22 protein-coding genes, 4 tRNA genes and 1 riboswitch are annotated in these 24,326 nt (G+C 63.6%); of the genes, 14 read left to right on the top strand and 12 right to left on the bottom strand.

What is annotated here, in order from left to right; translation table 11 throughout:
* The first annotated feature begins 89 nt into the window (after nt 1–89).
* Nucleotides 90–953, top strand: coding sequence for an SDR family oxidoreductase (locus tag ACNQOP_RS05090; RefSeq protein WP_257370161.1), 864 nt, complete (start codon nt 90–92; stop codon nt 951–953).
* Between the two features lie 76 nt (nt 954–1,029).
* Here ACNQOP_RS05090 and ACNQOP_RS05085 read toward each other — a convergent pair whose 3' ends face one another.
* A complete protein-coding gene (locus ACNQOP_RS05085) occupies nt 1,030–2,466 on the bottom strand; it encodes an amino acid permease (protein WP_257370160.1) in 1,437 nt (478 codons plus the stop codon).
* A gap of 243 nt (nt 2,467–2,709) precedes the next feature.
* Here ACNQOP_RS05085 and ACNQOP_RS05080 point away from each other — a divergent pair, with 243 nt between their 5' ends.
* On the top strand, nt 2,710–3,516 hold the full coding sequence (locus ACNQOP_RS05080; protein WP_211710815.1) for an IclR family transcriptional regulator: 807 nt from the start codon (nt 2,710–2,712) through the stop codon (nt 3,514–3,516).
* 4 nt (nt 3,517–3,520) lie between these two features.
* On the opposite strand, the gene ACNQOP_RS05075 is transcribed toward ACNQOP_RS05080, so the two are convergent.
* Nucleotides 3,521–3,958: an SRPBCC family protein gene (locus ACNQOP_RS05075; RefSeq protein WP_284985153.1), complete on the bottom strand. Its 438-nt coding sequence runs from the start codon at nt 3,956–3,958 to the stop codon at nt 3,521–3,523.
* A gap of 207 nt (nt 3,959–4,165) precedes the next feature.
* On the opposite strand from ACNQOP_RS05075, the gene ACNQOP_RS05070 reads away from it, so the two are divergent.
* From ACNQOP_RS05070 to ACNQOP_RS05060, 3 genes are all read left to right on the top strand, one after another.
* Nucleotides 4,166–5,905: a urocanate hydratase gene (locus tag ACNQOP_RS05070; protein ID WP_416403541.1), complete on the top strand. Its 1,740-nt coding sequence runs from the start codon at nt 4,166–4,168 to the stop codon at nt 5,903–5,905.
* Between the two features lie 4 nt (nt 5,906–5,909).
* Complete coding sequence (gene hutH / locus ACNQOP_RS05065) at nt 5,910–7,502, top strand: histidine ammonia-lyase (protein WP_416403540.1); 1,593 nt, start codon at nt 5,910–5,912, stop codon at nt 7,500–7,502.
* Nucleotides 7,503–7,699: 197 nt separating this feature from the next.
* Complete coding sequence (locus tag ACNQOP_RS05060) at nt 7,700–7,948, top strand: hypothetical protein (RefSeq protein ID WP_257370156.1); 249 nt, start codon at nt 7,700–7,702, stop codon at nt 7,946–7,948.
* A 106-nt stretch (nt 7,949–8,054) separates the two neighbouring features.
* Here ACNQOP_RS05060 and ACNQOP_RS05055 read toward each other — a convergent pair whose 3' ends face one another.
* From ACNQOP_RS05055 to ACNQOP_RS05035, 5 genes are all read right to left on the bottom strand, one after another.
* Nucleotides 8,055–8,276, bottom strand: coding sequence for a hypothetical protein (locus ACNQOP_RS05055; RefSeq protein WP_017198995.1), 222 nt, complete (start codon nt 8,274–8,276; stop codon nt 8,055–8,057).
* A gap of 191 nt (nt 8,277–8,467) precedes the next feature.
* Nucleotides 8,468–8,541: transfer RNA gene (locus ACNQOP_RS05050), tRNA-Cys, on the bottom strand.
* A 64-nt stretch (nt 8,542–8,605) separates the two neighbouring features.
* Entirely contained in the window at nt 8,606–9,067 is a 462-nt protein-coding gene (locus ACNQOP_RS05045; RefSeq protein WP_416403539.1) for a hypothetical protein, read from the bottom strand.
* 60 nt (nt 9,068–9,127) lie between these two features.
* Nucleotides 9,128–10,075, bottom strand: coding sequence for a formimidoylglutamase (hutG, locus tag ACNQOP_RS05040; RefSeq protein WP_416403538.1), 948 nt, complete (start codon nt 10,073–10,075; stop codon nt 9,128–9,130).
* A gap of 74 nt (nt 10,076–10,149) precedes the next feature.
* Nucleotides 10,150–11,592, bottom strand: a complete 1,443-nt coding sequence (locus ACNQOP_RS05035) for an NCS2 family permease (RefSeq protein WP_235520169.1) — start codon at nt 11,590–11,592, stop codon at nt 10,150–10,152.
* 113 nt (nt 11,593–11,705) lie between these two features.
* On the opposite strand from ACNQOP_RS05035, the gene ACNQOP_RS05030 reads away from it, so the two are divergent.
* Nucleotides 11,706–12,338, top strand: a complete 633-nt coding sequence (locus ACNQOP_RS05030) for a copper resistance CopC family protein (protein ID WP_416403537.1) — start codon at nt 11,706–11,708, stop codon at nt 12,336–12,338.
* A 150-nt stretch (nt 12,339–12,488) separates the two neighbouring features.
* Nucleotides 12,489–12,681, top strand: a riboswitch (cyclic di-AMP (ydaO/yuaA leader).
* 3 nt (nt 12,682–12,684) lie between these two features.
* Nucleotides 12,685–13,470 (top strand): NlpC/P60 family protein, encoded by a 786-nt coding sequence (locus tag ACNQOP_RS05025; protein ID WP_416403536.1) that lies wholly within the window; start codon nt 12,685–12,687, stop codon nt 13,468–13,470.
* 113 nt (nt 13,471–13,583) lie between these two features.
* Here the strand turns inward: ACNQOP_RS05025 and ACNQOP_RS05020 are convergent, their stop codons facing one another.
* Nucleotides 13,584–14,285: an FAD-binding protein gene (locus ACNQOP_RS05020; protein WP_257370150.1), complete on the bottom strand. Its 702-nt coding sequence runs from the start codon at nt 14,283–14,285 to the stop codon at nt 13,584–13,586.
* Between the two features lie 414 nt (nt 14,286–14,699).
* Here ACNQOP_RS05020 and ACNQOP_RS05015 point away from each other — a divergent pair, with 414 nt between their 5' ends.
* Both ACNQOP_RS05015 and ACNQOP_RS05010 read left to right on the top strand, forming a co-directional pair.
* Nucleotides 14,700–15,737, top strand: coding sequence for a universal stress protein (locus ACNQOP_RS05015; protein ID WP_257370149.1), 1,038 nt, complete (start codon nt 14,700–14,702; stop codon nt 15,735–15,737).
* 18 nt (nt 15,738–15,755) lie between these two features.
* Nucleotides 15,756–18,524, top strand: a complete 2,769-nt coding sequence (locus tag ACNQOP_RS05010) for a PEP/pyruvate-binding domain-containing protein (RefSeq protein ID WP_416403535.1) — start codon at nt 15,756–15,758, stop codon at nt 18,522–18,524.
* Here the strand turns inward: ACNQOP_RS05010 and ACNQOP_RS05005 are convergent.
* Nucleotides 18,521–19,441 (bottom strand): cation diffusion facilitator family transporter, encoded by a 921-nt coding sequence (locus ACNQOP_RS05005; RefSeq protein ID WP_416403534.1) that lies wholly within the window; start codon nt 19,439–19,441, stop codon nt 18,521–18,523. The genes ACNQOP_RS05010 and ACNQOP_RS05005 overlap by 4 nt on opposite strands.
* 10 nt (nt 19,442–19,451) lie before the next feature.
* Entirely contained in the window at nt 19,452–19,952 is a 501-nt protein-coding gene (locus tag ACNQOP_RS05000) for a metallopeptidase family protein (RefSeq protein ID WP_284985160.1), read from the bottom strand.
* 90 nt (nt 19,953–20,042) lie between these two features.
* On the opposite strand from ACNQOP_RS05000, the gene ACNQOP_RS04995 reads away from it, so the two are divergent.
* The gene (locus ACNQOP_RS04995) at nt 20,043–20,966 is read left to right on the top strand and encodes a carbohydrate kinase family protein (protein ID WP_235520162.1); all 924 of its coding nucleotides are present in this window, start codon (nt 20,043–20,045) and stop codon (nt 20,964–20,966) included.
* Here ACNQOP_RS04995 and ACNQOP_RS04990 read toward each other — a convergent pair.
* Nucleotides 20,963–21,904 (bottom strand): DMT family transporter, encoded by a 942-nt coding sequence (locus ACNQOP_RS04990; RefSeq protein WP_284985161.1) that lies wholly within the window; start codon nt 21,902–21,904, stop codon nt 20,963–20,965. The two genes, ACNQOP_RS04995 and ACNQOP_RS04990, sit on opposite strands and share 4 nt — an antisense overlap.
* Before the next feature lie 234 nt (nt 21,905–22,138).
* On the opposite strand from ACNQOP_RS04990, the gene ACNQOP_RS04985 reads away from it, so the two are divergent.
* From ACNQOP_RS04985 to ACNQOP_RS04975, 3 genes are all read left to right on the top strand, one after another.
* Nucleotides 22,139–22,211, top strand: a tRNA-Glu gene (locus tag ACNQOP_RS04985).
* A gap of 85 nt (nt 22,212–22,296) precedes the next feature.
* Nucleotides 22,297–22,370 (top strand) — tRNA-Asp (locus ACNQOP_RS04980).
* A gap of 46 nt (nt 22,371–22,416) precedes the next feature.
* A tRNA-Phe gene (locus tag ACNQOP_RS04975) sits at nt 22,417–22,492 on the top strand.
* 126 nt (nt 22,493–22,618) lie between these two features.
* Here ACNQOP_RS04975 and ACNQOP_RS04970 read toward each other — a convergent pair.
* A complete protein-coding gene (locus tag ACNQOP_RS04970; RefSeq protein WP_416403533.1) occupies nt 22,619–23,305 on the bottom strand; it encodes a hypothetical protein in 687 nt (228 codons plus the stop codon).
* Between the two features lie 189 nt (nt 23,306–23,494).
* Between ACNQOP_RS04970 and ACNQOP_RS04965 the strand changes: the two genes are divergently transcribed.
* Nucleotides 23,495–24,244 (top strand): tyrosine-protein phosphatase, encoded by a 750-nt coding sequence (locus tag ACNQOP_RS04965; protein ID WP_416403532.1) that lies wholly within the window; start codon nt 23,495–23,497, stop codon nt 24,242–24,244.
* Nucleotides 24,245–24,326: the final 82 nt, after the last annotated feature.

Below are 24,326 nucleotides of genomic sequence, written 5' to 3'. Positions count from 1 at the left end.
CCTTAAAGTGCGTACTCTCTTTTGGGAAGTTTATGGATTCTTGGCTCGTTGACGACCATGACAGAGCAAAAACCTTGGAGAGGAACACCATGAGCATCGTTATCACTGGAGCAACCGGACAGCTGGGCCGTCACGTAGTAGAGGCACTCCTGGAGCGCAACGTCCCCGCAGAGACCATCATTGCTGCAGGCCGTTCGATCGAGAAGCTGGCCGATTTTGCGGACCGTGGCGTTCAGGTCAGGACAATGGATTATGAGGACGCCGCTTCAGTTGCAGAAGCACTGAAAGGTGCCAGCAAAGTCCTGCTGATCTCCGGCAGTGCCGTGGGCCAGCGCGTGGAGCAGCACCGTACGGTGATTGAAGCAGCGAAGGCGGAAGGAGTGGAGCTTCTCGCTTACACCAGCATCGCCAACGCCGAAACCACCGGAATGAAACTGGCGGCCGAGCACCAGGCTACCGAGGCCATCCTCAAGGAATCCGGCGTCCCGTTCGTGCTCCTGCGGAACGGCTGGTACTTGGAGAACTACACCGAGCAACTGCCGGGCACGCTGGCCCAGGGAGCGCTTGCGGGTAGCGCAGGAAATGGCAAGGTCAGTGGTGCAACGCGCGCCGACTATGCTCACGCGGCTGCGGCTGTCCTGGTCGCTGACAACCAGGCCGGAAAAGTGTACGAGCTCGGTGGGGACGATGCTTTCACCATGGCTGAACTCGCTGCTGAAATCACGGCAGCTTCCGGTCAAACCATCGCTTATAACGACCTGACCGCGGCTGAGTACGCGGGGCTGCTGACAAGCGTTGGCGTTCCGGAAGCCTTTGCGGAGATCCTGGCCGACTCCGATCTGGGCATTGCCCGCGGAGATCTCCTGGTGACCGGAGGCGACCTGAGCAAGCTGATCGGACGCCCGTCGACTCCGTTGTCCGAGGCCGTGCGTTCCGCCGCTGCTTCCGTCTAAACAGCTCCGCGAGATGACAGTTAATGCCAATTTTCTGCGTGAACATTGGCATTAACTGCACTCTCGGCGCAGGGAATCAGGCGGTCTCGTCCACCAGCTCAGCGCGGCGCAGGCCCCCGCCGCGCACCCACAGCTTGTAAGCGACGAACAGCAGCACCAACCAGGTTCCACCCACGTACAGGGCAACGCGTGTGTCTTCAAAGACCCCCAGGATCACGATCACCATGGCCATGAACGCCATGGTCAGGATCGAAGCAGCGGGCCACAGCGGCGAACCGAACTCCGACGCCGGGAGCCCCTTGCGCTTGATCTCCCGCTTCATGGCGACGTGCGAAACCAGGATCATCACCCACACCCACACCGTGGCGAAGGTTGCGATGGACGCGATGAGCACAAACACGTCCTCCGGGATGACAGCGTTCAAAACCACCCCGACCAGCAGGATGCCACCCATCATCACCACCGTCATCCACGGCACCCCGTGCCGGGAGACCTTGCCGAAACTCTTCGGTGCGTGCCCCTGCTGGGCCAGTCCGAAGAGGATGCGGCCGGCTCCGAAGATATCGCTGTTGATAGCCGACAGGGCTGCAGTGATGACCACTGCGTTGAGGATGTGCGGCGCAGCCGGGATGCCCAGGCCATCAAAAATCTGCACGAACGGGCTGCCGCTGCTGCCGATCTCGTTCCACGGGAAGATGCTCATCAGCACACCAAGCGTCAGGACGTAGAACAGCAGGACGCGGACGGGCACCGTGTTAACCGCCTGCGGAATGACCTTCTTGGGGTCCGCTGCTTCACCTGCGGTAATGCCGATGGTTTCGATCCCACCGAACGCAAACATCACGACGGCGAACGCGGCCAAGAGCCCTTCGAATCCGTTGGGGAACAAACCGCCGTGGTTCACGAGGTTCCCCAGCCCCGGTGCCACGCCACCGCCGTCGCCCGTTTGGAAGCCGAACACGACGATCGCCGCACCGCCGATGATCATGGCGATAATCGCCACCACCTTGATCAGCGAGAACCAAAACTCAAGCTCGCCGAACACCTTCACGCTGAGCAGGTTCATGGCGCCCAGGAACAAGATGATCGCAAGCACCCAAATCCATCTGTCCACCTGCGGGAACCAGAAGCCCATGTAGATACTGAAAGCCGTAACGTCGGCGATTGCTACGATCGCCATTTCAAATACATAGGTCCAACCGGTCACGAAGCCTGCGAACGGGCCGAGGTAGCGGCTGGCGTACTGGCCGAAAGATCCGGACACGGGGTGGCGAACGGCCATCTCGCCGAGCGCACGCATGACCATGAACACGGCCGCGCCGCCGATGATGTAGGCAAGCAGGACCGCCGGGCCTGCCTTTTGGATGGCGGAGGCGGAGCCGTAGAAAAGGCCCGTGCCGATCGCGGATCCGAGTGCCATGAAGCGGATGTGGCGGACGTTGAGGCCTCGGCTGAGCGCTGTACCCGCGGCTTGGAGCACAGAGCTCTCCGCAGCCAGCTTGGTTTGTTGCATAGTAAAACCTTCTCGTCTTTGGGAGGGGATCGCTATCCAGCAGATCACTTTTGGGGCCCTTGTGATCGGACTCACGGGGCTTTGGTGTCTTTGATCGCAGACAGCCGGATCCGTGGTCTGGCATTTCAGACACTCATCACCGCCAGCTGGTTGGAGGATGCGGCGCCAAGGGTGCACGCTTGAGTACGGGATACCGGACACTTCCGGTTCGGGGCTCCCGGATAAGCCGAGCAGCGAGGAACCATGACAACCACTCCAGTAGCGCCAGGAAAGGCCACGTCCAAGGTCCCGGCTGCCGAGAACACCCTGCGGATCCTGAAACTGCTGGCCTCGCGCCGTGGTCCCATGGCGGCGTCGAATATTGCGACGGCGCTCGGCCTGCCCCGGTCAAGCGTGTACCACCTGCTTGGCGTCATGGAAGCCAACGGCTTCGTCCTTCACCTGCACGAGGAACAGCGCTACGGGCTGGGCATCAGCGCCTTCGAACTCAGTTCGGCATACTCCCGCCAGGAACCACTTTCCCGGCTTGGCCGGCCCATGCTCGCATCACTGGTTGACGTCATCGGCGAGAGCGCGCACCTCGCTGTGCTCCACGGTCGCGATGTCCTCTACATCGTTGAGGAACGCGCCAAGAACCGCCCGAGCCTGGTAACCGACGTCGGCGTCCGCCTTCCCAGCCACCTCACGGCCTCCGGCCGCGCCATCCTCGCCGCCCTGCCCAAGTCGCAGGTGCGGGCCCTCTACCCGAACGCCGCGGCCTTTACCTCCCGTCACGAAGTCGAGTTCCCCATCATGAAGTACTCGGCCCTGTCATCGCATCTGGACCAGGTCCGGCAGCGCGGCTACGCCACGGAAAACGGCGAAATCACCCCCGGATTCGGTTCAATCGCCGCCGCCGTCACCGACCATGTGGGATGGCCGACGGCGGCAGTCGCCGTCACGTTCCTGGAGGACAAAGTGCCGGCTGAGCAGTGGCCCGTGCTGGCCGCGCGCATCCGGAAGGCGGCGGATGAACTGTCGGTCCGGATCCACGGCCGCCCCGCCGGCTAACCCTTTACGGGTTGTCCCGGGCCTCGTGCTCTACCAGTTCGCGAAAGGCCTCCAGCTCGCCTTTGAAGCTGCCCCGATACGACCCCATGGCGAAAAGCCGCCCAAAGACCCCCGCAATAAACCCCTGGGTCGTAAACTCCTGGTTGATCCGGGTGCCTTGGCCCTCCGGCACGAACCTGACGTCCGATTCGCCTTTCAGGATTGCGTTGCCGAAACGGGTCCGGATGTGCCGGGGCCGATCCACCGCAAGGATTTCAGTGGGGCTTGCCATCCGTCCAAACCACACCGTGTAGCGGCTGCCGGGCACGTCCACCGAACCTTCGAGATCGGTCACGCGGGTGACCCCGCCGATCCACTCGTGAAAGCGGTGCAGATCCGTCCAGGTAGCGAAAACTCGCTCTGGTGATGCCGCGACGAGGGTGGACACGCGGAAGGTTCCCATGGGTCCAGCATGCTCTCCTTGCCGCGTAAATACGAGGACTTTTGGCGCCCCTCCAAGCACCCCGGGGATTACCGGCGCAGCAAAGGAGTATGTCTGAAATACCGGACAGCACCCTTCCCAAAGCCGTTCCGGCGGCGCGGTTGAGGGGCTTTAGTAGAAGCAGAAGATCTTTCCAGCCCATACTTCCCCACAGACGAAGGAGTCACCATGGCACCCGCCGATTTCACCACTGGTGCCCGTCCGGTCAAGGCCGCGCGAGGTACTGAACTTACTGCCAAGTCGTGGCAGACCGAAGCGCCGTTGCGCATGCTGATGAACAACCTGGATCCGGAGGTCGCTGAGCGTCCGGATGACCTGGTGGTCTATGGCGGCACGGGCCGCGCCGTCCGTTCGTGGGCTGCGTTTGATGCGATCACCCGGACCTTGGAAACCATGGAAAAGGACGAGACGCTTTTGGTGCAGTCGGGCAAGCCGGTAGGTGTGTTCCGGACCAACGAGTGGGCGCCGCGCGTACTTCTGGCCAACTCCAACCTGGTGGGCGACTGGGCAACGTGGCCCGAGTTCCGCCGCCTCGAGGCCGAGGGCCTGATGATGTACGGCCAGATGACGGCCGGTTCCTGGATCTACATCGGTACCCAGGGCATCCTGCAGGGCACGTACGAGACGTTTGCGGCGGTGGGGAACAAGCTTGTTGCCGCCAGGCAGAACACCGCCGGTCACCCGGCCCCCGCCGCGGAAGGTTCCACCGAAGGTCCGCTGGCCGGCACCCTGACGTTGACCGGTGGGTGTGGCGGCATGGGCGGCGCCCAGCCGCTGGCTGTCACCCTGAACGACGGCGCCTGCCTGATTGTCGACGTCGACGAGACCCGCCTCCGTCGCCGCGCCGGCAAACGCTACCTCGACGAGGTCGAAACCGACCTGGACACCGCGATTGCCAAGGTCAACAAGGCCAAGGAAGAGCGTCGTGGCTGGTCCGTGGGGTACGTGGGCAACGCCGCCGAGGTGTTCCCGGAACTGCTTCGCCGCCACAAAGCCGGAGAGCTGACCATTGACGTGGTCACGGACCAGACCTCCGCGCACGATCCGTTGTCCTACCTTCCCGAGGGCATCACCGTCGATGAGTGGCACACCGAAGCGGAATCCGACCCGGAAGGATTCACCAAGAAAGCACAGGCCTCCATGGCCCGCCACGTCCAGGCGATGGTGGAGTTCCAGGACGCCGGTGCCGAGGTCTTCGACTACGGCAACTCCATCCGTGACGAGGCCCGCAAGGGCGGCTACGACCGTGCGTTCGAGTTCCCCGGGTTTGTTCCGGCGTATATCCGGCCATTGTTCTGCGAGGGCCTGGGCCCGTTCCGTTGGGTTGCCCTGTCCGGTGACCCCGAGGACATTGCCGTCACGGACAAGGCCATCAAGGAGCTCTTCCCGGAGAACACGCACCTGCACAAGTGGCTCGACGCTGCCGCGGACCGCGTGGAATTCGAAGGGTTGCCGGCCCGCATTTGCTGGCTCGGGTACGGCGAACGCGCCAAGGCCGGCCTGCGCTTCAACCAGCTCGTGAAAGAAGGCAAGGTCAAGGCCCCGATCGTGATCGGCCGCGACCACCTGGACTCCGGCTCGGTCGCATCCCCGTACCGGGAGACCGAATCCATGGCCGACGGGTCCGACGCGATTGCTGACTGGCCGCTGCTCAACGCCATGCTCAACACCTCCTCCGGTGCCACATGGGTCTCGATCCACCACGGTGGCGGCGTCGGCATCGGACGGTCACTCCACGCGGGGCAGGTTTCGGTCGCTGACGGCACGGACCTCGCCGCGCAGAAGCTCGAACGACTCCTGACCAACGACCCCGGCATGGGCGTCATCCGCCACGTCGACGCCGGCTACGACCGCGCCGTCGAGGTCGCCACCGAACGCGGCGTCCGTATCCCCATGAATGAGAAGTAAGAACATGACCATAACCTCCAACGAACAACTCACTGTCACACTCGGCTCTTCCGGCGTGACCCCGGAAGACGTAGTCGCCGTCGCACGCCACGACGCCAAGGTGGCCATCTCCCAGGAAGCCGTGGACAACGTCGCCAAGGTCCGTGCGCACATCGACAGCCTCGCCACGAGCGACGTCCCGGCCTACGGCATTTCCACGGGCTTCGGCGCGCTGGCCAACCGCCACATCCCCAACGATCTCCGCACGCAGCTGCAAAAGTCGCTGATCCGCAGCCACGCTGCAGGAATGGGCCCGGCTGTGGAGCGCGAAGTGGTGCGCGGCATCATGTTCCTCCGCGCCAAGACCCTGGCCTCCGGCCGCACGGGTGTCCGTCCGGTGGTCCTGCAGACCATGGTGGACGTCCTCAACGCGGGCATCACCCCGCTGGTCCGCGAATTCGGTTCGCTGGGCTGCTCCGGCGACCTCGCCCCGTTGTCGCACTGTGCACTGGTCCTCATGGGCGAAGGCGAAGCGACCGGACCCGACGGCGAACTGTACGGCACCGCCGGCAAGGCGCCCGTTGCTGAGCTGCTCGCGCAGCACGGCATTGAGCCGGTCACGCTGGCCGAGAAGGAAGGCCTGGCGCTGGTCAACGGCACCGAAGGCATGCTGGGGATGCTACTGATGGCCATCGCCGACATCCGCATGTTGCTTGCGACGGCGGACGTCACCGCAGCGCTCAGCGTCGAGGCCCTCCTCGGCACCGACCAGGTGTTCCTTCCCGAGCTTCACGCAGCGCTGCGCCCGCACCCCGGCCAGGCTGCCAGCGCGGACAACATGCTCCGTGTGCTGTCCAACTCGCCGATCGTGGCATCCCACCGGATCAACGACACCAAGGTGCAGGACGCCTACTCGCTGCGTTGCGCACCCCAGGTTGCCGGTGCAGTCCGCGACACCGTGGACCACGCCGCGCTGGTCGCCTCCCGCGAACTCGCCGCAGCCATCGACAACCCCGTGGTCCTTCCCGATGGCCGGGTCACCTCCAACGGCAACTTCCACGGCGCCCCCGTGGCGTATGTCCTGGACTTCCTGGCCATCGCAATTGCCGACCTCAGCTCCATCGCTGAGCGCCGCACGGACCGCATGCTGGATCCGGCCCGCTCCCACGGACTGCCGGCCTTCCTCGCCGGAGACCCGGGCGTTGACTCCGGCCTGATGATCGCCCAGTACACGCAGGCCGGGCTTGTCTCGGACAACAAGCGGCTGGCCGTTCCGGCGTCGGTGGACTCCATCCCGAGCTCCGCCATGCAGGAAGACCACGTGTCCATGGGCTGGCACGCTGCCCGGAAGCTGCGGAAGGCTGTGGAGAACCTGCGTCGGGTACTCGCCGTCGAGCTCGTCACCAGCGCCCGCGCCATCGACATGCGGACGCAAATGTCCGACGGCGAACTCACCCCTGGCCCGGCCGGCGCGGCCGTGCTTGAGGTGCTTCGTGAAGTGGTCCAGGGGCCGGGAACCGACCGGTTCCTGTCACCGGAACTGGAGGCGGCTGACCGTTTGGTTGGCTCCGGCGCCGTTCGTGCGGCCGCCGAATCCGCCGTCGGGATTTTGGCCTGACGTCGAATAAAACGCTCATTTCGTGAGCAGATTTGTCATGCCCCGGTGTTTGTCCGCAACGCAACCACCGGGGCGCGGCAAATGTAGTAGAACTTATGGTGTACGTCACGTCCACGCCAGCGTTGCCGTGGGCTTGACGGTCAACCGTTCACAACTCAATACACAACAAAGAACATCCACAAAGGGGTAGAAGTTCAATGAAGGCACGCGGAGCAGTCCTGTCCAGGCGAAGCACCCACTCGGCTACGGTTTCGGACTGGAGGATGCTGAAAGTCGGCGAGTCGGTGGAAGTGGTCAAGTACGCCCACGTCATCGCAACCGGCCGGATCGAGGAGATTTCCAGCAGCGGGAACGTCGTGTGGCTTGAACATTCGGGACCTGGTGTCACCGAAGAGGGCAAGGAACTGTTCATGAAGTCCGACGGCGTGACTCTCCGCCGGGCGTAGCTTAAACAAAAACCGGGGCTCGTTCCCTTTCCGCGGGTAGTAGATGCGGAGAGGCAACGGGCCCCGGTTTTTTGTTCGCTGCCGTGGGTGCCGTCAGGGACGACAATCAGGCAGCGAGTACTTCGCGGGTCTGACCGAAGGGAACGGATTCGTCCAGAGCCACGGTGTAGGTGCCTGGCTCGTGCCGGGTCACCAGAATGCCGCAGTTAGCGTCTGCTGCTGCGTTTTCGATCAGTGCATCCACGGCGCGGTCGAGTCCGTCGTGGATCTCGTCTGCCTTGGAAAAGGACAGGCGGATTTCGCGTTCTGCAATCATTGCAGGGGTCATTGGGGGCCTCCTATTAATTGCCGCATGCGAGGGCGACCCATCAATCATAGTCGGAGGAAGGCATATATCTGTAAGATGACTCCCACTTCCGTGACCTGGGTCTCAGGCGCGCCGAGGTGGCACCTTATGCCAATGTTTGGACGAAACGCCCGCATTATGTGCCCCCTCGCTGGATGATCCGGGAGGGCGATTGGACGTGGTGGCGGGATTCGAACCCGCGTGCGCTGCTTTGCAGGCAGCTCCCTGGCCTCTTGGGTACACCACGCTCCAACGACACTAGGTGCCCGGATACGCGGTTTCCAACGTTCGTTGCCCTGCCTGTCGCGGGACTACGCGGTGTTGCCCTCGGTTGCCCGCAGTGACGCGCGATTGAGAAGCCTGGTTACTCCGGCGGTCACTACGAGGGTAAGAATCGCGGCAGCCATATGGGTGTAGAGCATGATGTGCGGCGAGCCGCCGTCGGAGGCACCCGCCGCGGGCACATCGCCGAGCCCCTGGCCCGTGCCATGAAGGTGCTCCACCAGCCCGGTGGCGGGGAAGTAGCCTCCGAACGCGACGAACCCCAAGTGCAACAGTTGCTGCGCCACACCGGATGCCAGCAGCAACAGCAAAGGCCCATGGACCCAGCGGGCCAGGAGTTGCGCAGCCAGGCAACACAGCGCGGCGAAGCCCAAGACGACGGAGATGGCCGGGGCGCTTCCGCCAGCGGCCATGTGGGCGGCCAGCCCCAACCCAACAGCGAGTAGCCCGGAGACCCAGGCCCACTTGTCCTGCACAGGAATTGCGCTCATCGCCGTCCTTCCTCCTCACAGGCTAAACGGCGGAGTGCGAACGGGAAAGGGCCCGCGAACCTATGCGAGGAGGGTGTTCACCAACCGGGCTGCGACTTTGGCAGTCCGGGAATCGATGTCGAACTCCGGATTCAGCTCGGCGACGTCAAGATGGAGCAACTTACCGCTGGCCGCAACCTGGCGACAGATCGCACTGATCACCGGCAAGGGCACCCCATACGCGGCGGGTGCGCTTACCCCGGGGGCTACTGAAGCAGGCATCACGTCAAGATCGATCGTCAGGTAGAGGGCGTCCACGGCGGCCAGGAAATCGGCAACAAAGATCTCCGCGGCTTCCGCCGAGCATTGTTCATCGAGAAGGTACTTCACGCCGAGCCGGTCCGCCGTGTCGAAGAGCGTCCGCGTGTTGTTTGGTTCGGAAATTCCGACGACGGCGTACTGCAGTTCGCGTCCCACGGCAGCTTCCGCGCGGGCCATCTGCAGGAACGGGGTGCCCGAGCTCGGCGTGGGGTCATCTCGCAGGTCAAAGTGGGCATCCAGGTTCAGGACGCCCAGCCGCTTGCCTTGGAGCACCTCAGAACCGGCAACGCCCAGGTAGCTGGCGAACGCGGTCTCATGTCCGCCGCCCAGCACCACGGTGAGGTTCCCGGCGTCGAGCAGTACCGAAATAGCGCGGCCGGCGCGCTTTTGGCCCGCTTCCAATGAGTCGTCCTCCACAACTACGTCACCGGCGTCGAACACGTCCCGGCCCAGATGGAAGGCAAGGGGGCCAAGCGCCGAACGGATCGCGGCAGGGGCCGCTGCCGCACCTGTGCGGCCCTTGTTGCGAAGCACCCCGGCGTCGCTGCAAAAACCAAGCACGACGGCGGGGCGCACGGCTGCTGCGGAGGCTTCGGGCGTGTGCGGGGCAACGGCCTGCCACCAGCGTCGATGCTCGGCGCCGTCGCCGTCGAACCGTCCGGTCCACGGGGTGGGGCTGACATCTACTGTGGGGACGCTTGTTTCCATGGTTAAAGCACACCCCACCTCCGATGCCGAAACCAGCAAAAAGAGGTGGGGTGTGTCTGGGATTGCGGACTGGGCTATTTGACGCCCAGCAGTTCCTCCACTGTTCCGATTCCGAAGAACAGCAGGAACGCGGCGGCGACGGCCCACATGAGCGGGTGTACTTCGCGGGCGCGGCCCTGGAACGTGCGGATCAGGACGAAGGAGATGAACCCCGCACCCAGGCCGTTTGCGATGGAGTACGTGAACGGCATGAGGGCGATGGTCAGGAAGGCGGGAATGCCCACGCCCCAGTCCTGCCAGTCGATCTTGCCCACCTGGGAAACCATCATGAAGCCCACAACAACCAGCGCGGGCGCCACGGCTTCGAAGGGGACGAGGTTGATCAGCGGCGTGAAGAACATGGCCACCAGGAACAACACGCCGGTAACGATTGAGGCGAGACCGGTGCGTGCGCCTTCGCCGATGCCTGCGCCGGACTCAACGAAGATCTGGTTGGAGGAAACAGATGCGCCGCCGCCGACGATCGCGCCGAGGGCATCCACCTGCAGGACCCGGTCAACGTTGGGGATGTTGCCATCCTTGTCAACGGTCCCTGCTTCGTTGGCCAGGCCGACCATGGTGCCCATCGCGTCGAAGAAGATGCTCAAAAGGATCACGAATGCCAGGAGCGCTGCGGCAATAAAGCCGAGGTGTTCAAACGCGCCGAAGGGGTTGGCCTTCCCTATAAGGGACAGGTCCGGTGCACCCCACTTGGTCAGGGTCGGGGCAACAAGGGACCAGCCGCGCGGGTTGATGTTGGTGCCGTCGTTGCTCGGGCCGATGTGGAGCGTGAACTCAAGGATGGCGGCCAAAGCCGTCGATGCCACGATGCCGATCAGGATGGCGCCACGGACCTTGCGGACCACCAGTGCGATGGTCAGGATCAGGCCGAACGCAAACACCAACGTGGGCCAGCCGAGCAGTTTCCCGTCGACGCCCAATCCCAGCGGAACGGTTGTGCCGGCGGCGTCAGGGATGCGGCGGACAAACCCTGCATTGACCAGGCCGATCAGTGCGATGAAGAGGCCGATGCCCACCACGATCGCTGTCTTGAGCGCTTCCGGTACGGCTTTGAACACGGCGGTACGGAAACCGGTGAGCACCAGGATCAGCATGGTAAGGCCCGAGAGCACCACAAGGCCCATCATGTCCGGCCAGGTCAGGCCCGGGTGCGAGGCGACGGTCACCGCTACGAACGCGTTAACGCCCAGGCCCGTGGCCACGGCGAACGGGTGCTTGGCCCAGGCGCCCATGAGGATGGTCAGGATGCCCGCGACGAATGCCGTGGTGGCCGCGACGGCGGTGAATCCCAGCGACGCTCCGCTGGAATCCTGCCCGGAAAGGATCAGGGGGTTGAGGACCACGATGTAGCTCATGGCGAAGAAGGTTGCGAAGCCGCCTCGGATTTCCCGGGAGTATGTGGAGCCACGCTCGGAAATTTTGAAGTAGCGGTCGATGGCAGAACCTTGTTTAAGCATGAAGGACTCCGGGGATCGAGGGGAGTGTGCCCTCAAATCCTATGCCGTCGGATATGGGCCCCCTGACGATTCGCCTAGTCTGTAAGGAAGCCAACACTAGGAGAAACCGCCCCATGCGCACCATCCGCCCGCTTCTGGCCGCCGTCGTTGCCGCCCTGGCCTTCGCATCCGCTTTGCTGTTTTCCGCGGGCCCGGCCTCCGCGCACGACGTCGCCGAATCCACAGCGCCGGGCAACGGCTCCAGCGTGGCAGCTGTCCCGGCGTCGGTCTCCATCACGTTCAACAACCGGCCGCTGGCCATCGGATCGGGCGTTACGGTCGCTGCGGGTGGCGAAAACTGGGCGGATGGGCCCGTCGAAATCATCGACAACCAGGCGGTCCAGAAGATCCGAGAAGGCGCGCCGGCCGGCGAATACACCGTGGTCTGGAGGGTCGTCAGCTCCGACTCGCACCCCATCGAGGGCACCTTCACGTTCAAGGCCGCTGCTGGAAGCACGACGGCGACGAGCGGCACGGCGGGTGCCTCGCCGTCGTCGTCGGCACCTTCAAATACGGTTCCGACGGCAGGAACTGCAGCGCCAGGCACTGCCACCAGTACCCCGGCCGCTGACGCGTCCCAACCTTTCCCGTGGAGCATCGTGGGACTGGCCGTGGTTGCTGTGGGCCTTGTGATCTATCTCGCCGTTACCGCCCGGAAGAAACTCGCCGCCTCCAGCGACTCAAATGCGGGAGATTCCGCGGAATAACAGGCTTTTCTACGTAGCTGCGAATATCTCGGATTGGTCACTGCGACACGCCAAAACCCCGGTTCTCGTTACTTAAATGTGACTTCGGCGAGATCATCGCGTACCGTAGTAGCTGTGCCTGTTCCACGTAGCGGGCACTTCCGGCCTGATTGCCTAGCTCTGCCGCAGTCCGGAATCCGTTCGCAGACAAACCTTACGGCAGAGACGGGGAACCCAATTTAGGTCGCTTTCGAGCGTGCCTTGGGGTGAAGTCACGATGCTTCCGCTGAACAGCGGGGGATAGTGGCCGGGTGACTCCCATCCGAATCCGACAGCTAACCTCGCAGGCATCGGGAGAGGCTTTTTCATGTCTTCAAGCATTCTTCGCGGCCGTCGTAAGGCGGACAGCGTACGTCCTAATCCGTTCATCTCCATCTCCAAGGCAGTCGCCAGCAACGCTTCCGGCGCTGGCCGCCAGGCAGCTGTTATCGCAGCAGCCTCGGGCCTTGTGTTGACCGGCTCCATCGCTGCACACGCAGCCGAAACCCCGGTTCAGCGCGACTCCAGCCCCGCCACGGTCGCCGAGACCGTTTCCGAGGCCCCCACCAAGGTTGTAACCGCCGCCGCCACGGCTACCGTCAACTTCGAGCGCCCTGCTGTTGCATCCGTAGCAGCTCCGGTCATCGAAAAGCCGGCTCCCGTTGTTGAGGCACCTGTAGCCAAGAAGGCAGCAGTGGCAACAACCGCTGCGGCCGCTCCTGTCGCAAAGGCTGCCGCTTCGGTTGCAGCCGCTCCGGCTGCTGCTGCTCCCGCAGCCGCTGCACCGGCCGTCGGTGGAGTCAACGCAGCCATGGTCGCCTCGGCTTACGCCCAGATCGGCATCATGCAGGACTGCACCGCAATGGTGGAGCGGGCCCTCGGCTCCGCAGGCATCCCTGTTGGTGACCTGGCTCCCATGCAGTTCCTGAACTACGGCAAGGTTGTCAGTGACCCCCAGCCCGGCGACATGATCGTCCAGTCCGGCCACGTTGCCATCTACATCGGCAACGGCCAGGCCATCAGCGGTGGCATCAACGGCAACCAGACGGGCATCCACCCGATCAGCTGGTTGACCGCAACTGGTCCCATCACGTACGTACGCGCAGGCGCATAAGCCTCACGCTTCAGTTCAAAGGCCGGCATCTTCGAAGATTCATTCTTCGAGGGTGCCGGCCTTTGGCGTTAAGAAATGTGCGCAAAAGTTCCAGTGGCGGTGAAGCGGCCGTCCTAGGCGATGGCTACGCCGCTGCCGGCCATGCCGTTGCCTGCCGGTAGGGCCACCCTGGCGGAAATAGCCTGCCCCACAGCTTTGGCCTGCCGAAGGACTTCTTTGGGAGTCGGGGTAATGAGTTCTCCGACGCCTACAAGGTGCATCCCCACGGCACGCATTGCCGCGGCGAAATTCTGGCCGACGGCAATTCCAAGTTCTGCCAGCATCCGGCGCAGCTGGCTCTGGGCGCAGCGCGTCACCACGACGTGGTCGGCCAGCAGGACACCTTGGGCGGTGTGGACCGCCCACTGACGGGGAGTGGATTCGAGGGGGCCGAAAACGATCCTGCCCCGGAGGGTGGCCGATGCGGTGCTTCCGGTGGGGCCGTGCCCTATCTGCTGCGACGGGTCGGAGCCCAGGAAATCCAGGCGAACGGCACGGGTGGTGCTGCGAACGTCCAATTGATGGTTGGCGGCGTAGTTGCGCAGGTGGCGGAGAATCTCGCTGCGTTCCTGCATGGCGGGATCGGCGATGTCGCAGCGCTGGAGCATTCCAGTGTGGGTCGAAGGCCCGGTGGCTGACAGCGACCCGAACCCGTCAACGACGATGGAGCCCACCCCGTAGCGGCTAAGCTCGCTGGCAACAGCCAGACCGGAGAGGCCGGCGCCGATGACCACTGTGGTGGTTCGTTCCGTGCCGGAATCAGGCGTGAGTGACACTGCTTGGTTCCTCCTTGACGTGTGTGCCCTGCGGCATCGCGTGGGATCGCGTCCGAGTTCCCCAAGCGGCCGCAAATTAACAGCCGGGGTGTGTCATGAGACACGCTGCCCGGCTATTCGGTGACTCGAACACTACCGAACTTTTTCGGCCATGGGTAGCCGTCCCGGCGTCGTGTTTTTCGTGTCCGCCAGCAGGCCGATCCCGTGTGGTTTGAACTGAGCCCGGACCGTTATGCACATAGCCCGAAGTCGCCTTGATTCGGCACTTCCGACCGAGAATAGTGGGCATTGGAAGGAGAGATTCCAAGTTTCTCCTACCCCGGCCATTGACATTTGAAGAGTCAGGGAATCCAGTGCGGAGAACCTCTGGCAGAATAGCCGGAACATCAAGCAGTAGGTGGAGAGGCGGGCCCCATGGACCAGCACGAAGGACACAATGAAGTGCCACGCGATGGCGAGGAATCGGCGGTTGCCCCCGGCGGCATCGTCGTTGGAGTGGACGGATCCGAGCACGGCCAGTGCGCCTTGGTCTGGGCAGCGCGTGAAGCAGAGCGTCGCCAGCTCCCCTTGCATATCGTAACGGCCTACTCGGTCCCCATTTTTGCCGCATCTGGTCTGGACGGAGGCTACGCCACCGTGGACGACTCCGTCATCCGCGAAGGCGCCGATGCAATCGTCAAGCAAGCCATGGACAAGGTTTCTGCCTATTCGATCGACGTGGATGCTTCGGTCGAAAACGGTGATGCCGCAGGTGTCCTCCTCGACCTCTCGGCTGAAGCAGCGCTTCTGGTCTTCGGGAGCCGGGGCCGCGGCGGATTCGTTGGGCGCCTCCTGGGGTCGGTGAGCAGTGCTTTGCCCGCCCATGCCAAGTGCCCCACGGTGACCGTACCGCTGTACTGCGCGGACCGCCTTGGGGAGAGCACCGAGGACAAACACATCAAAGCCGAGCACGCCAAGGCCGGCCCCCGTACCGTCGAGAATGTTGTGGCAGTAGGCGTGGACGGCTCCGAGCAGGCCCGCGTAGCTGTTCTCGAGGCTGCGGAGCAGGCACAGCGCATGGGCGCCAAGCTCCGTGTGATCTGCGCTGTTCCCCAATACAGTGGTTCCCTCGCGTGGGTACCGGCCCCACTTGATCGCGATGCCCTCTTCGCCGACATCAAAGTGCAGTTGGATGCCGGCTTGGCGTGGCTTCAGAGCCATTTCCCGCGACTGACCATAGAGACAGAGCTCCGGGACGGCGCTCCGGTGGATGTCCTGGTCGAAACAAGCCGCGCCGTTGAGCTCGTGGTCCTCGGCACCCGTGGCCGCGGCGGATTCGCCGGGATGCTCCTTGGGTCCACGTCTGATGGAGTCCTCCATCACGCGAAGGGGCCGGTGCTGGTGGTTCCGGACCGGGAAGATCCGCGGCTTGCCGATCGGCCCAATTTCGGGCCAATGCTCGGCGCAGCTTAGCGGCAGGGGTCCCCAGCGATGGACAGCCAGCAGCCACTGAACCAGCCGGAGGGCCACCCGGCTGGCCCTCGCAAGGCTGCCCAGGGTTTCATCGTGGACATCGCCACAATACGGGGAAGCATGCTTTCAGAGGTTGGCGGGAAGGCCGCCAACCTCGGTGAACTGGTTAGCGCGGGACTGCCTGTCCCGCCCGGGTTTTGCCTCACCACCCACGCGTACCGGCGGGCACTCGCTGCTGCTGGCTTGGATACAGTCCTTCGCGAACTCTCTGAGGCGGGGTCCACGGATACTGGCACGTTGAACAGCCTGGCTGCCCGCGCCCGGTCAGTGGTGCTCGACGCCGGTATCCCAGGCGAAGTCGCGGAGGCGGTCCTCGCGGCATACCGGGATCTCGGCGAGGAGGTGCCCGTGGCCGTCAGGTCCTCTGCAACTGCGGAGGACCTGCCCGGCGCCAGCTTTGCCGGTCAGCAGGACACCTTCCTCAACGTCGTGGGTGCAGAGGCGGTCCTGGATGCCGTCGGCCGCTGTTGGGCGTCCCTCTGGACAGACCGCGCCGTCAGCTACCGGACCACCAACGGGGTTGACCATTCATCTGTGGCCCTCGCGGTGGTCATTCAGGAGATGGTTGCTTCCGCTACGGCAGGTGTCATGTTTACAGCCAATCCGGTCACCGGGAAGCGCCACGAGGCTGTGATAGACGCGTCCCCCGGTTTGGGAGAGGCCGTTGTGTCAGGGGCGGTGAACCCGGACCAGTTTGTGGTGGACATCAACAGCCGGACCATCGTAAGACGAAGCCTGGGTGACAAGCTCGTGGAGATCCGGCCGCTGCCCGGTGGTGGCACGGAACGGATAGAACGGGCCGCGTCGGAGCAGTCCGGTGGGTCCGCACTGAAAGCCTGCCTGGATGATCGGCAGATCCTGGACCTCGCCGGGTTGGCCCGCCTGGTGGAGCAGCACTACGGGGCACCCCAGGACACAGAATGGGCCATCGACGGCGCGGGCAAGCTCTGGCTGACCCAATCCCGGCCCATCACCACGCTGTATCCGCAGATGACCCGGAATCCTCCGCTCCCAGGAGAGCACGCGTTCTTGAATTTCAGCCTTGCCCAGGGTCTTACCCGGCCAATAACGCCTATGGGCTTGGCGGGCATCCGCCTAGTGGCCTCTTGCGTCGCGACAACGGCGTCCTTCGATGTGCCGGATCCACGCTCGGGCCCACCGGCATATTACGAAGCCGGGCAGCGCATCTTCTTCGATCTCACGGCGGTGCTGCGGAGCCGGATTGGCCGCTCCATTGTTCCCCGGGTGTTCGATGTCATGGAAGCCCGCTCCGCAATGCTGATGCGGGAGCTTTTCGAGGACCCGCGATTCTCAGTGACCATCAAAACACCCCTGAAGCTGATCCGGCACGTAGGACCAGTGGCCGCCAAGTACCGTGTCCCGGAGTCATTTCTCCGCGGGTTGTTCGCCCCTGCTTCGGCCATGAAACGTGTGGACCGGTTCTCTGCGGAACTCCGCCGTTCCTTTTCCGTCCCCGAGGACGCCACTCCCCATCAACGGATTGCGTATGTCCAAAGAATCCTGGGCGAACGGGTATTTCCCACGGTGCCCACCGTGTTGCCACTTCCAGTGCTCGGCTTCGCCATGCTCGCCCTGGTGCGCCGTCTCCTGGGGGCACAAGCTCCGTACAGCGAACTTCAAACCGTCATCCGCGGCCTCGCCGACAACGTGACCACGCAGATGGACCTGGCCCTATGGCACCTTGCCTCGGACATCCGGCAAGACCCCGATGCCACGTCTTTCATGGTGGGCCGCACGGCAGGGGAGTTGGCGCTCCACTACCGCGACGCCACACTTCCGCCCGTCGCCCAGTCCGGGATGAAGGCCTTCCTTCTGGAATACGGGCACCGGGCAGTGGCTGAAATCGACCTCGGCATGCCGCGATGGGCGGACGATCCAACCCATGTCCTTGGAGTCGTGGCCAATTACCTGCGCCTTGAACCCGGAGCGGACACTCCGGACCAGCAGTTCGACAAAGCCGCCAGGGAGGCGGATGACCAGGTCGCGCGCCTGGTGGCTCGTGCCAGGGCAAAGAGCCCGCTGCACGCAGCCGTCGTGCGTACCGCGCTGGACCGGACAAGGAGGTTCGCGGGGCTTCGGGAGCTGCCCAAGTACAACCTGGTCCTGGGGCTGGCAGCGGCACGGGAGCAGTTGCTCCTGGTCGGGAATGGCCTGGCGGCGTCCCAACGGATCGAAGACGCTGAGGACATCTTTTTCCTTGACCTCGATGACGCCGAGGTTGCGCTTGCCGGGGGAGACCTTCGTGGGGTTGTGGCGGAGCGGCGTGCGGCATACGAGCTGGAGTTGCGGCGGAGGCATATCCCCAGGCTGCTGTTGTCCGACGGTACCGAGCCCGAAGCTACCGCGCCACGGGGGCTTCAGGCGGGGCCGGGCACTCTGTCCGGCAGCCCGGCGTCGGCTGGCCTGGTGACGGCGCGGGCCAGGGTCATCATGGACCCCGTAGGCGCACACCTCGAGCCCGGCGAAATCCTCGTGGCCCCTTCCACCGACCCCGGCTGGACTCCTCTGTTCCTTACTGCCGGAGGGCTCGTCATGGAGATGGGCGGGCCAAACTCCCATGGCGCAGTGGTAGCCCGCGAGTACGGCATCCCGGCAGTTGTGGGTGTTCCTGATGCCACTGCCAGGATCGCCTCGGGCCAGCAGCTAACGGTCGACGGTGCTGCCGGGACGGTGACCGTGAAGGACGTCACCGGCGGAGGGGTTTAGGCGTGTTGGTGTGACTCGTGCTCTGAGTGGCTCACGGGCTCCAACTGGAACGTGCAGTGCTCGGTATCGAAGTGCCGGCCCAGGCACGATCCCAACTGATCCAGAATGAGGTCCGCGCCCCTGGCGTTGAGGACCTCGTCCTCCACAACCACGTGGGCTGAGAACACCGGGACCCCGGAGGTGATGGTCCAGATGTGGATATCGTGGGCTTCCACCACGCCGTCCACAGAAATGATGTGCTCACGGATCATGTTCACATCCACGCCCTTGGGAGTTGCCTCCAGCAACACGTCCACCACATCACGGAGCAGGTTCCATGCCCGCGGAATGATCATCAATGCGATCAGCATGGAGGCAATGGGGTCCGCCGCCGCGAACCCCGTGGTCATGATCACGATGGCCGCGACGATCACGGCGATGGATCCGAGAAGGTCGCCGAGGACCTCAAGGTAGGCCCCGCGGACGTTCAGGCTTTCCTTTTGGGCGCCTTGGAGGATGAGGAGCGAAACAAGGTTGGCAACGGCACCCACAATGGCTGCCCACAGCATGACATCCGTGTGGATCTCGGTGGTTTCGCCGAACCGCCGGATGGCCTCAAGCATGATCACCACGGCGATGACAATGAGGATCAGGGCGTTGGCCAGCGCGGCAAGTACTTCAGCACGCTGGTACCCGTAGGTCCGTTGGTCGCTGGCCGGGCGGGTGGCAATCCACGCTGCCATAAGTGCGATGAAGACGCCTGCGGCGTCGGAAAGCATGTGTCCGGCGTCGGCCAGCAGTGCCAGCGAGCCGGAGACGACGGCGCCGATCACCTGGATGCCCACCACACCGAGCGTGATGGCCAGGACGGCAATGAGCCGTTTCCGATGCTTGCCGGTTGCTGTGACTCCGTGGGAGTGGTTGTGGTCGTGCCCCATGCCTACAAGGCTATCCCCAGCCGAGCTCATGAAGGCGGTCGTCATCTATTCCGAAGTGATGTGCGATCTCGTGGACTACCGTGATCGCCACTTCGTCGATTACTTCCTCGCGTGTAGTGCAGATGTCCAGGATGGGCTGGCGGAAGATAGTGATCCGATCCGGCAGGGAGCCTGCCTCCCACCAGGAGTCGCGTTCTGTCAGCGGGACGCCCTCGTAAAGTCCCAGCAGCACGGTCTCCGGATCTTCGCCGGGTTGGGGCGTGTATTCGTCTTCGATAAAGATCGCCACGTTATCCATGGCGCTCGCGGCTTTGGGCGGGATGAGTTGAAGTGCGTCGCTGACGGCCTCTTCGAAGTCCTCCGGCGACATCTCGAAGGGGGTGCCGGCGGGGATGGCGTCCACGGTGCCGCCCTCAGCGGGGCTGCGCACGGGACTGCGCGCCGGCAGCTTGGACGAAGGAAGGTCGCCGTCCGGAACGATGGGCAGGCCAGGAGGAAGGTTCGCGGGCATGGTTCGACTTTAGTCCGCGGAGACAGCATTGGGCCCGGTCATCATGCGGGATACTGAATTCAATCCTTCTTCCATAGACTCAGGAACCGCATGACTGCCACCTCTTCCCTCGCGCCCGAACCACTCGACGTCGTCGTGGTGGGTGAGGCATTGATCGACATCGTGCAGTCCGCCGACGGCGTGGCCGAATACCCCGGCGGCTCGCCGGCAAATGTCGCCTACGGCCTGGGCCGCCTGGACGTCAAAGCAGGCCTGTTGACCGCGATCGGCCGCGACGAACGGGGCGACGCCATAGCAGCGCACCTGCAGAGCGCCGGCGTCGTGCTGTTGCCTGGGTCCAAATCGCTGCAGGAGACGGCGACGGCGACCGCGCGGATCGCTGCCGACGGCTCGGCAACATACACGTTCGATATTGATTGGGCGCTGGCTCCCGTCGCCCTCCCGTATGCTCCGCGGATCCTGCACACCGGTTCCATCGCCACGTTCCTGGAGCCGGGTGCGGGAGTTGTCCGGAGTTTGTTGGAGCAGGCGCGCGGAGGCTGCATGGTCACGTACGATCCCAACATCCGCCCCGATCTCCTGGGAACCCACCGGGAGGCTCTGTCCCTGTTCGAAGAGATCGTGCCGTTGACCAGCGTTGTCCGGATGAGCGGCTCGGACGCCCGCTGGCTCTACCCCAACAAAACCCTGGAGGAAACAGCGAGTCACCTTCTTGGGCTGGGCACAGGCTTGGCAGTCATCACCCGGGGCGCGCAGGGTTCGTTGATGGCAACCCGGCACATACAGCTCAGTGTTCCCGCGATTCCATCGAGCGTGGCCGACACCATTGGGGCCGGAGATTCCTACATGTCGGCGCTGATCATGGGCCTTTTGCTGCGGGGGAGCGACGGCATGGCACCTACGGTGCTGGAACGGATCGGCAGCATCGCGTCGATGGCAGCGTCCATCACGGTGGGCCGCCCGGGGGCCAATCCGCCAACACACCGTGAGCTTTTGGCCGGGATGGCCCGCTAGCGGCCTCTGCGCCGGGTCAGTCCGACGCCGATCAAGCACACCACGCCGCCAATGAGTCCCCAGATCGTGGGCACTTCCTGGAGGACGGCCCACGAAATCAGGATGGTGGTACCTGGGACCAGGTACGTTGTGGCGGCGAGCTTTCCAGCCGAGATCAGGGATAGCGCGTACGCCCACGTGGTGAAGGCGATGGCAGTAGGGAAGATGCCCAGGTAGACGAGGCCCAAGGTTGCGGGGAGCGGTGCCGCCTGCACCTCCGAGATCAGTTGCCCGGTCCAGGGCAGGCAGCACACAGCGCCCACCATGATGCCAAACCACGTCGCCTGGCCGGCCGAAAATTTCCGTAGCACCGGCTTCTGCAGGATCGCGCTTACCGAGGCGAGCACGGCGGCAAGCAAGCACAACAGCACGCCGGCCACGTCCGCCGTCGAACGCTGTCCGGAACCCAACGCGATCATCGCCACCCCGCAGAACGCCACGCCGCTGCCGATCAGCAGCCACCTCGGGAAGCCTTCTTTGAGGAAAATGCCTGCGAGGATAGCGATCAGGATGGGCGAAACGTTGATCAGCATGGCGCTGGTTCCGGCGTCGAGCATGTGCTCCGCGGCGTTCAGCGCCACGTTGTAGCCTCCGAACCACATCACCCCGTATGCGAGGATCGGCAGCCACTCGCGTCCGCTCGGCCAGACCTTCAGGGTTGGCAGCACCACAATTCCAAGCACGACGGCGGCAACCGCCAAACGTCCGAGCGTCAAGGAACCGGGGGAGAAGCTGGGGCCGACGGCGCGTATGCCAACAAAAGCTGAAGCCCAAAGGACCACGGTGACAATGACGGCGACGATGCCGAGTTTACTGATGGCCGCAGCCGGCGCGGGGGTGGTGCGCTTGGGCAGGTCCGGGGAAGGCTGGCCGGGTTCGGCCGGGGTGGTGGTTGTCATAGAGCCAATGTAGCCGTGCTGGCCCGCGGGTGGCTGGCGGTTTTCGGACGCGTCAGGACAAGATCCTGCCAATCTTTGTGGGCCCTTCCGGCGAGGGTCCTTGGGGCCCTCGGAGCTCGATTTGGGAATATCGCTATCTATGCTCTAAAGTTTTAGAGTCCAGTTCGGACGAGCGAGACACGGAAAGAACGCGTAAAGCGTTGCTTTTCCTTGCAAAATCCGAATTGAGTTCAGGCCCCCATCGTCTAGCGGCCTAGGACACCGCCCTTTCACGGCGGCGGCACGGGTTCGAATCCCGTTGGGGGTACGCAAGGCAAGTGGTAAATCGGATGAAAAAAGTCTGGTAAGCTAGAAGCCTTGAAAAAAACGCGGTAGAGATACTGCAAACGCAAGGCCCTGTAGCGCAGTTGGTTAGCGCGCCGCCCTGTCACGGCGGAGGTCGCGGGTTCAAGTCCCGTCAGGGTCGCTCTGAGCGCCGAAGAAATTCGGTTCTCAAGGTGACATGTCACCTAGGCTCTGTAGCTCAGTTGGTAGAGCGTTCGACTGAAAATCGAAAGGTCACCGGATCGACGCCGGTCGGAGCCACCACTGGGAAGCATCAGTTCTTCGGAACTGGTGCTTTTCTTCTTTTAACGAACCGCGACCCTTCCGGCCTGGGCGACCAGCTCGCGAAAATGACCGGAACCCGGACCTCTTACGTGCCAGAACACTGGCTCAGTAGTGCGGCTGCAACCGGCCCGTCCGCTGGGGAACTTGCCGTGCCCAGTACGCCATCACGAGTCCGACGGTAGCTGCTCCGCCCACTATGGTCCAAGGGGAGGACCATGATCCCTCCGGTGTGGGAATCGCAAGAGCCAATACAACCGCGACTACCCCCAGGACAAGTTCCACGGCAGTCTGTAGGGCCCGGGTCCGGTAGTTCGGGGAGGCCAACCGGACCAGGGGAAATACCGGCAGCAGGACAAGTCCCAGTCCGAGGACCGGGTAGATCGCATTGAACGTGAAGATCACCAGGCCTAGTACAAGCAGACCGAGGAACTTCAGCAGCCGGTCAAAGCTGAGCGGGTTCTCCGGAGTCCATTGACTCAGCAGGAGGCCCCAGGTGGGAAGCCCGATCAACCAGCCGCCTGCCCAGAACCCCAGGTTCAGCAGTGCCAGGACAGCAAGCAGGAGGCCTGGAATCAGGAACGCGGCTGCCTGCCGCGACGACATCTTTCCTATTGGTCCAAAGATGCAAGCCCCAATCAGCAGGTGGGCCACTACGTAGCCGGGCAACAGCTGTATTGGGGGCACTTGGGTCAGGCCAAACAGCAGCAGCGCCATCGAAACAACCATGATGCATACCCCGGCGAAGGTCCACGGGCGGCGGGCGCGAGTGGCTTTTCCATCCCCCAATGTCATGAAGCGCACTCTACCGGTACCGATGCTCTGCACCTCCAAACTCTGGCCGGGGACGTCACGCGGACTCCAAGAATGGGGTGCCCGGTAACGGATCCTCAACCGATCGTTGTGTCCGTTCAGCTACCGCATAACGGGCAAACGGTTCGTGCCTCTGTCCGGCGGGTGTGCCGGGCTTGCTTTACTGGGAGCATGGAAATATCCGATGGCGACGACCGCACGCTGCGTGCTGACGGGCTGCTCAATGGCCGCGACCTCGGAGGACTCAAGCGGTCCGACGGGACCTTCACGCCACGCGGGGTCTTCTTTCGCAGCGAAAATGTCGACCTGCTGACCGCGGCGGGATGGCAAGCCCTCTATGACTCCGGGATCCGCACAGTCGTTGACCTCCGGCAACGACAGGAGCGGGAGATGGATAACCAGGAGCGTCCCCCGTGGGTAACAACCGTCCACGTCGATCTTGACGGCTTGGAGAACACCGGGTTCTGGGGAGGCTTCTGGGACAACGGCTTGGTAGGCACTGCGCTCTATTTCCTGCCGCACCTCACTGCAATGCCAGAACGTGCAGGCTCGACCCTTTCAGCGATCTTGAACGCAGCGCCGGGCGGCGTCCTCTTCCATTGCATGGGTGGCAGGGACAGAACCGGGATCATTGCCATGCTCCTGCTCTCGGCGGTAGGTGTCGAGCAGGAGGCCATCGTCCACGACTATATGGAAACAGTCCGCCTCGGCGATCTTCGAGCCGCCAGCACCAACCGGAACAGTGCGGAAGCTCAGCTCAATGAACTCTGCGTGCGCCACGGAACGACCACGGAGGGAGCGTTCCGAGCCGCCCTGACTAGCCTCGACTTGGACGGTTTTATTGAAGCCGCTGGGCTTAATGAAAAAGACCGCGCCACGCTTGCCTCTTGGCGCGGCAGCGTGTGTTGCGAGGGTTCATAGATATCGCCCTGCCAGAATCTCTATTGCGCGATCCGACCACATCGGCCCTTTCCAGATTTTTTCGCCGGTTGTGTAAGAAACG

This window comes from Arthrobacter sp. LFS091, assembly GCF_047977885.1.
Lineage (GTDB): Bacteria > Actinomycetota > Actinomycetes > Actinomycetales > Micrococcaceae > Arthrobacter.
The sequence above is the reverse complement of the archived record's forward strand: the minus strand, read 5'-3'. Positions and strand labels throughout refer to the sequence as shown.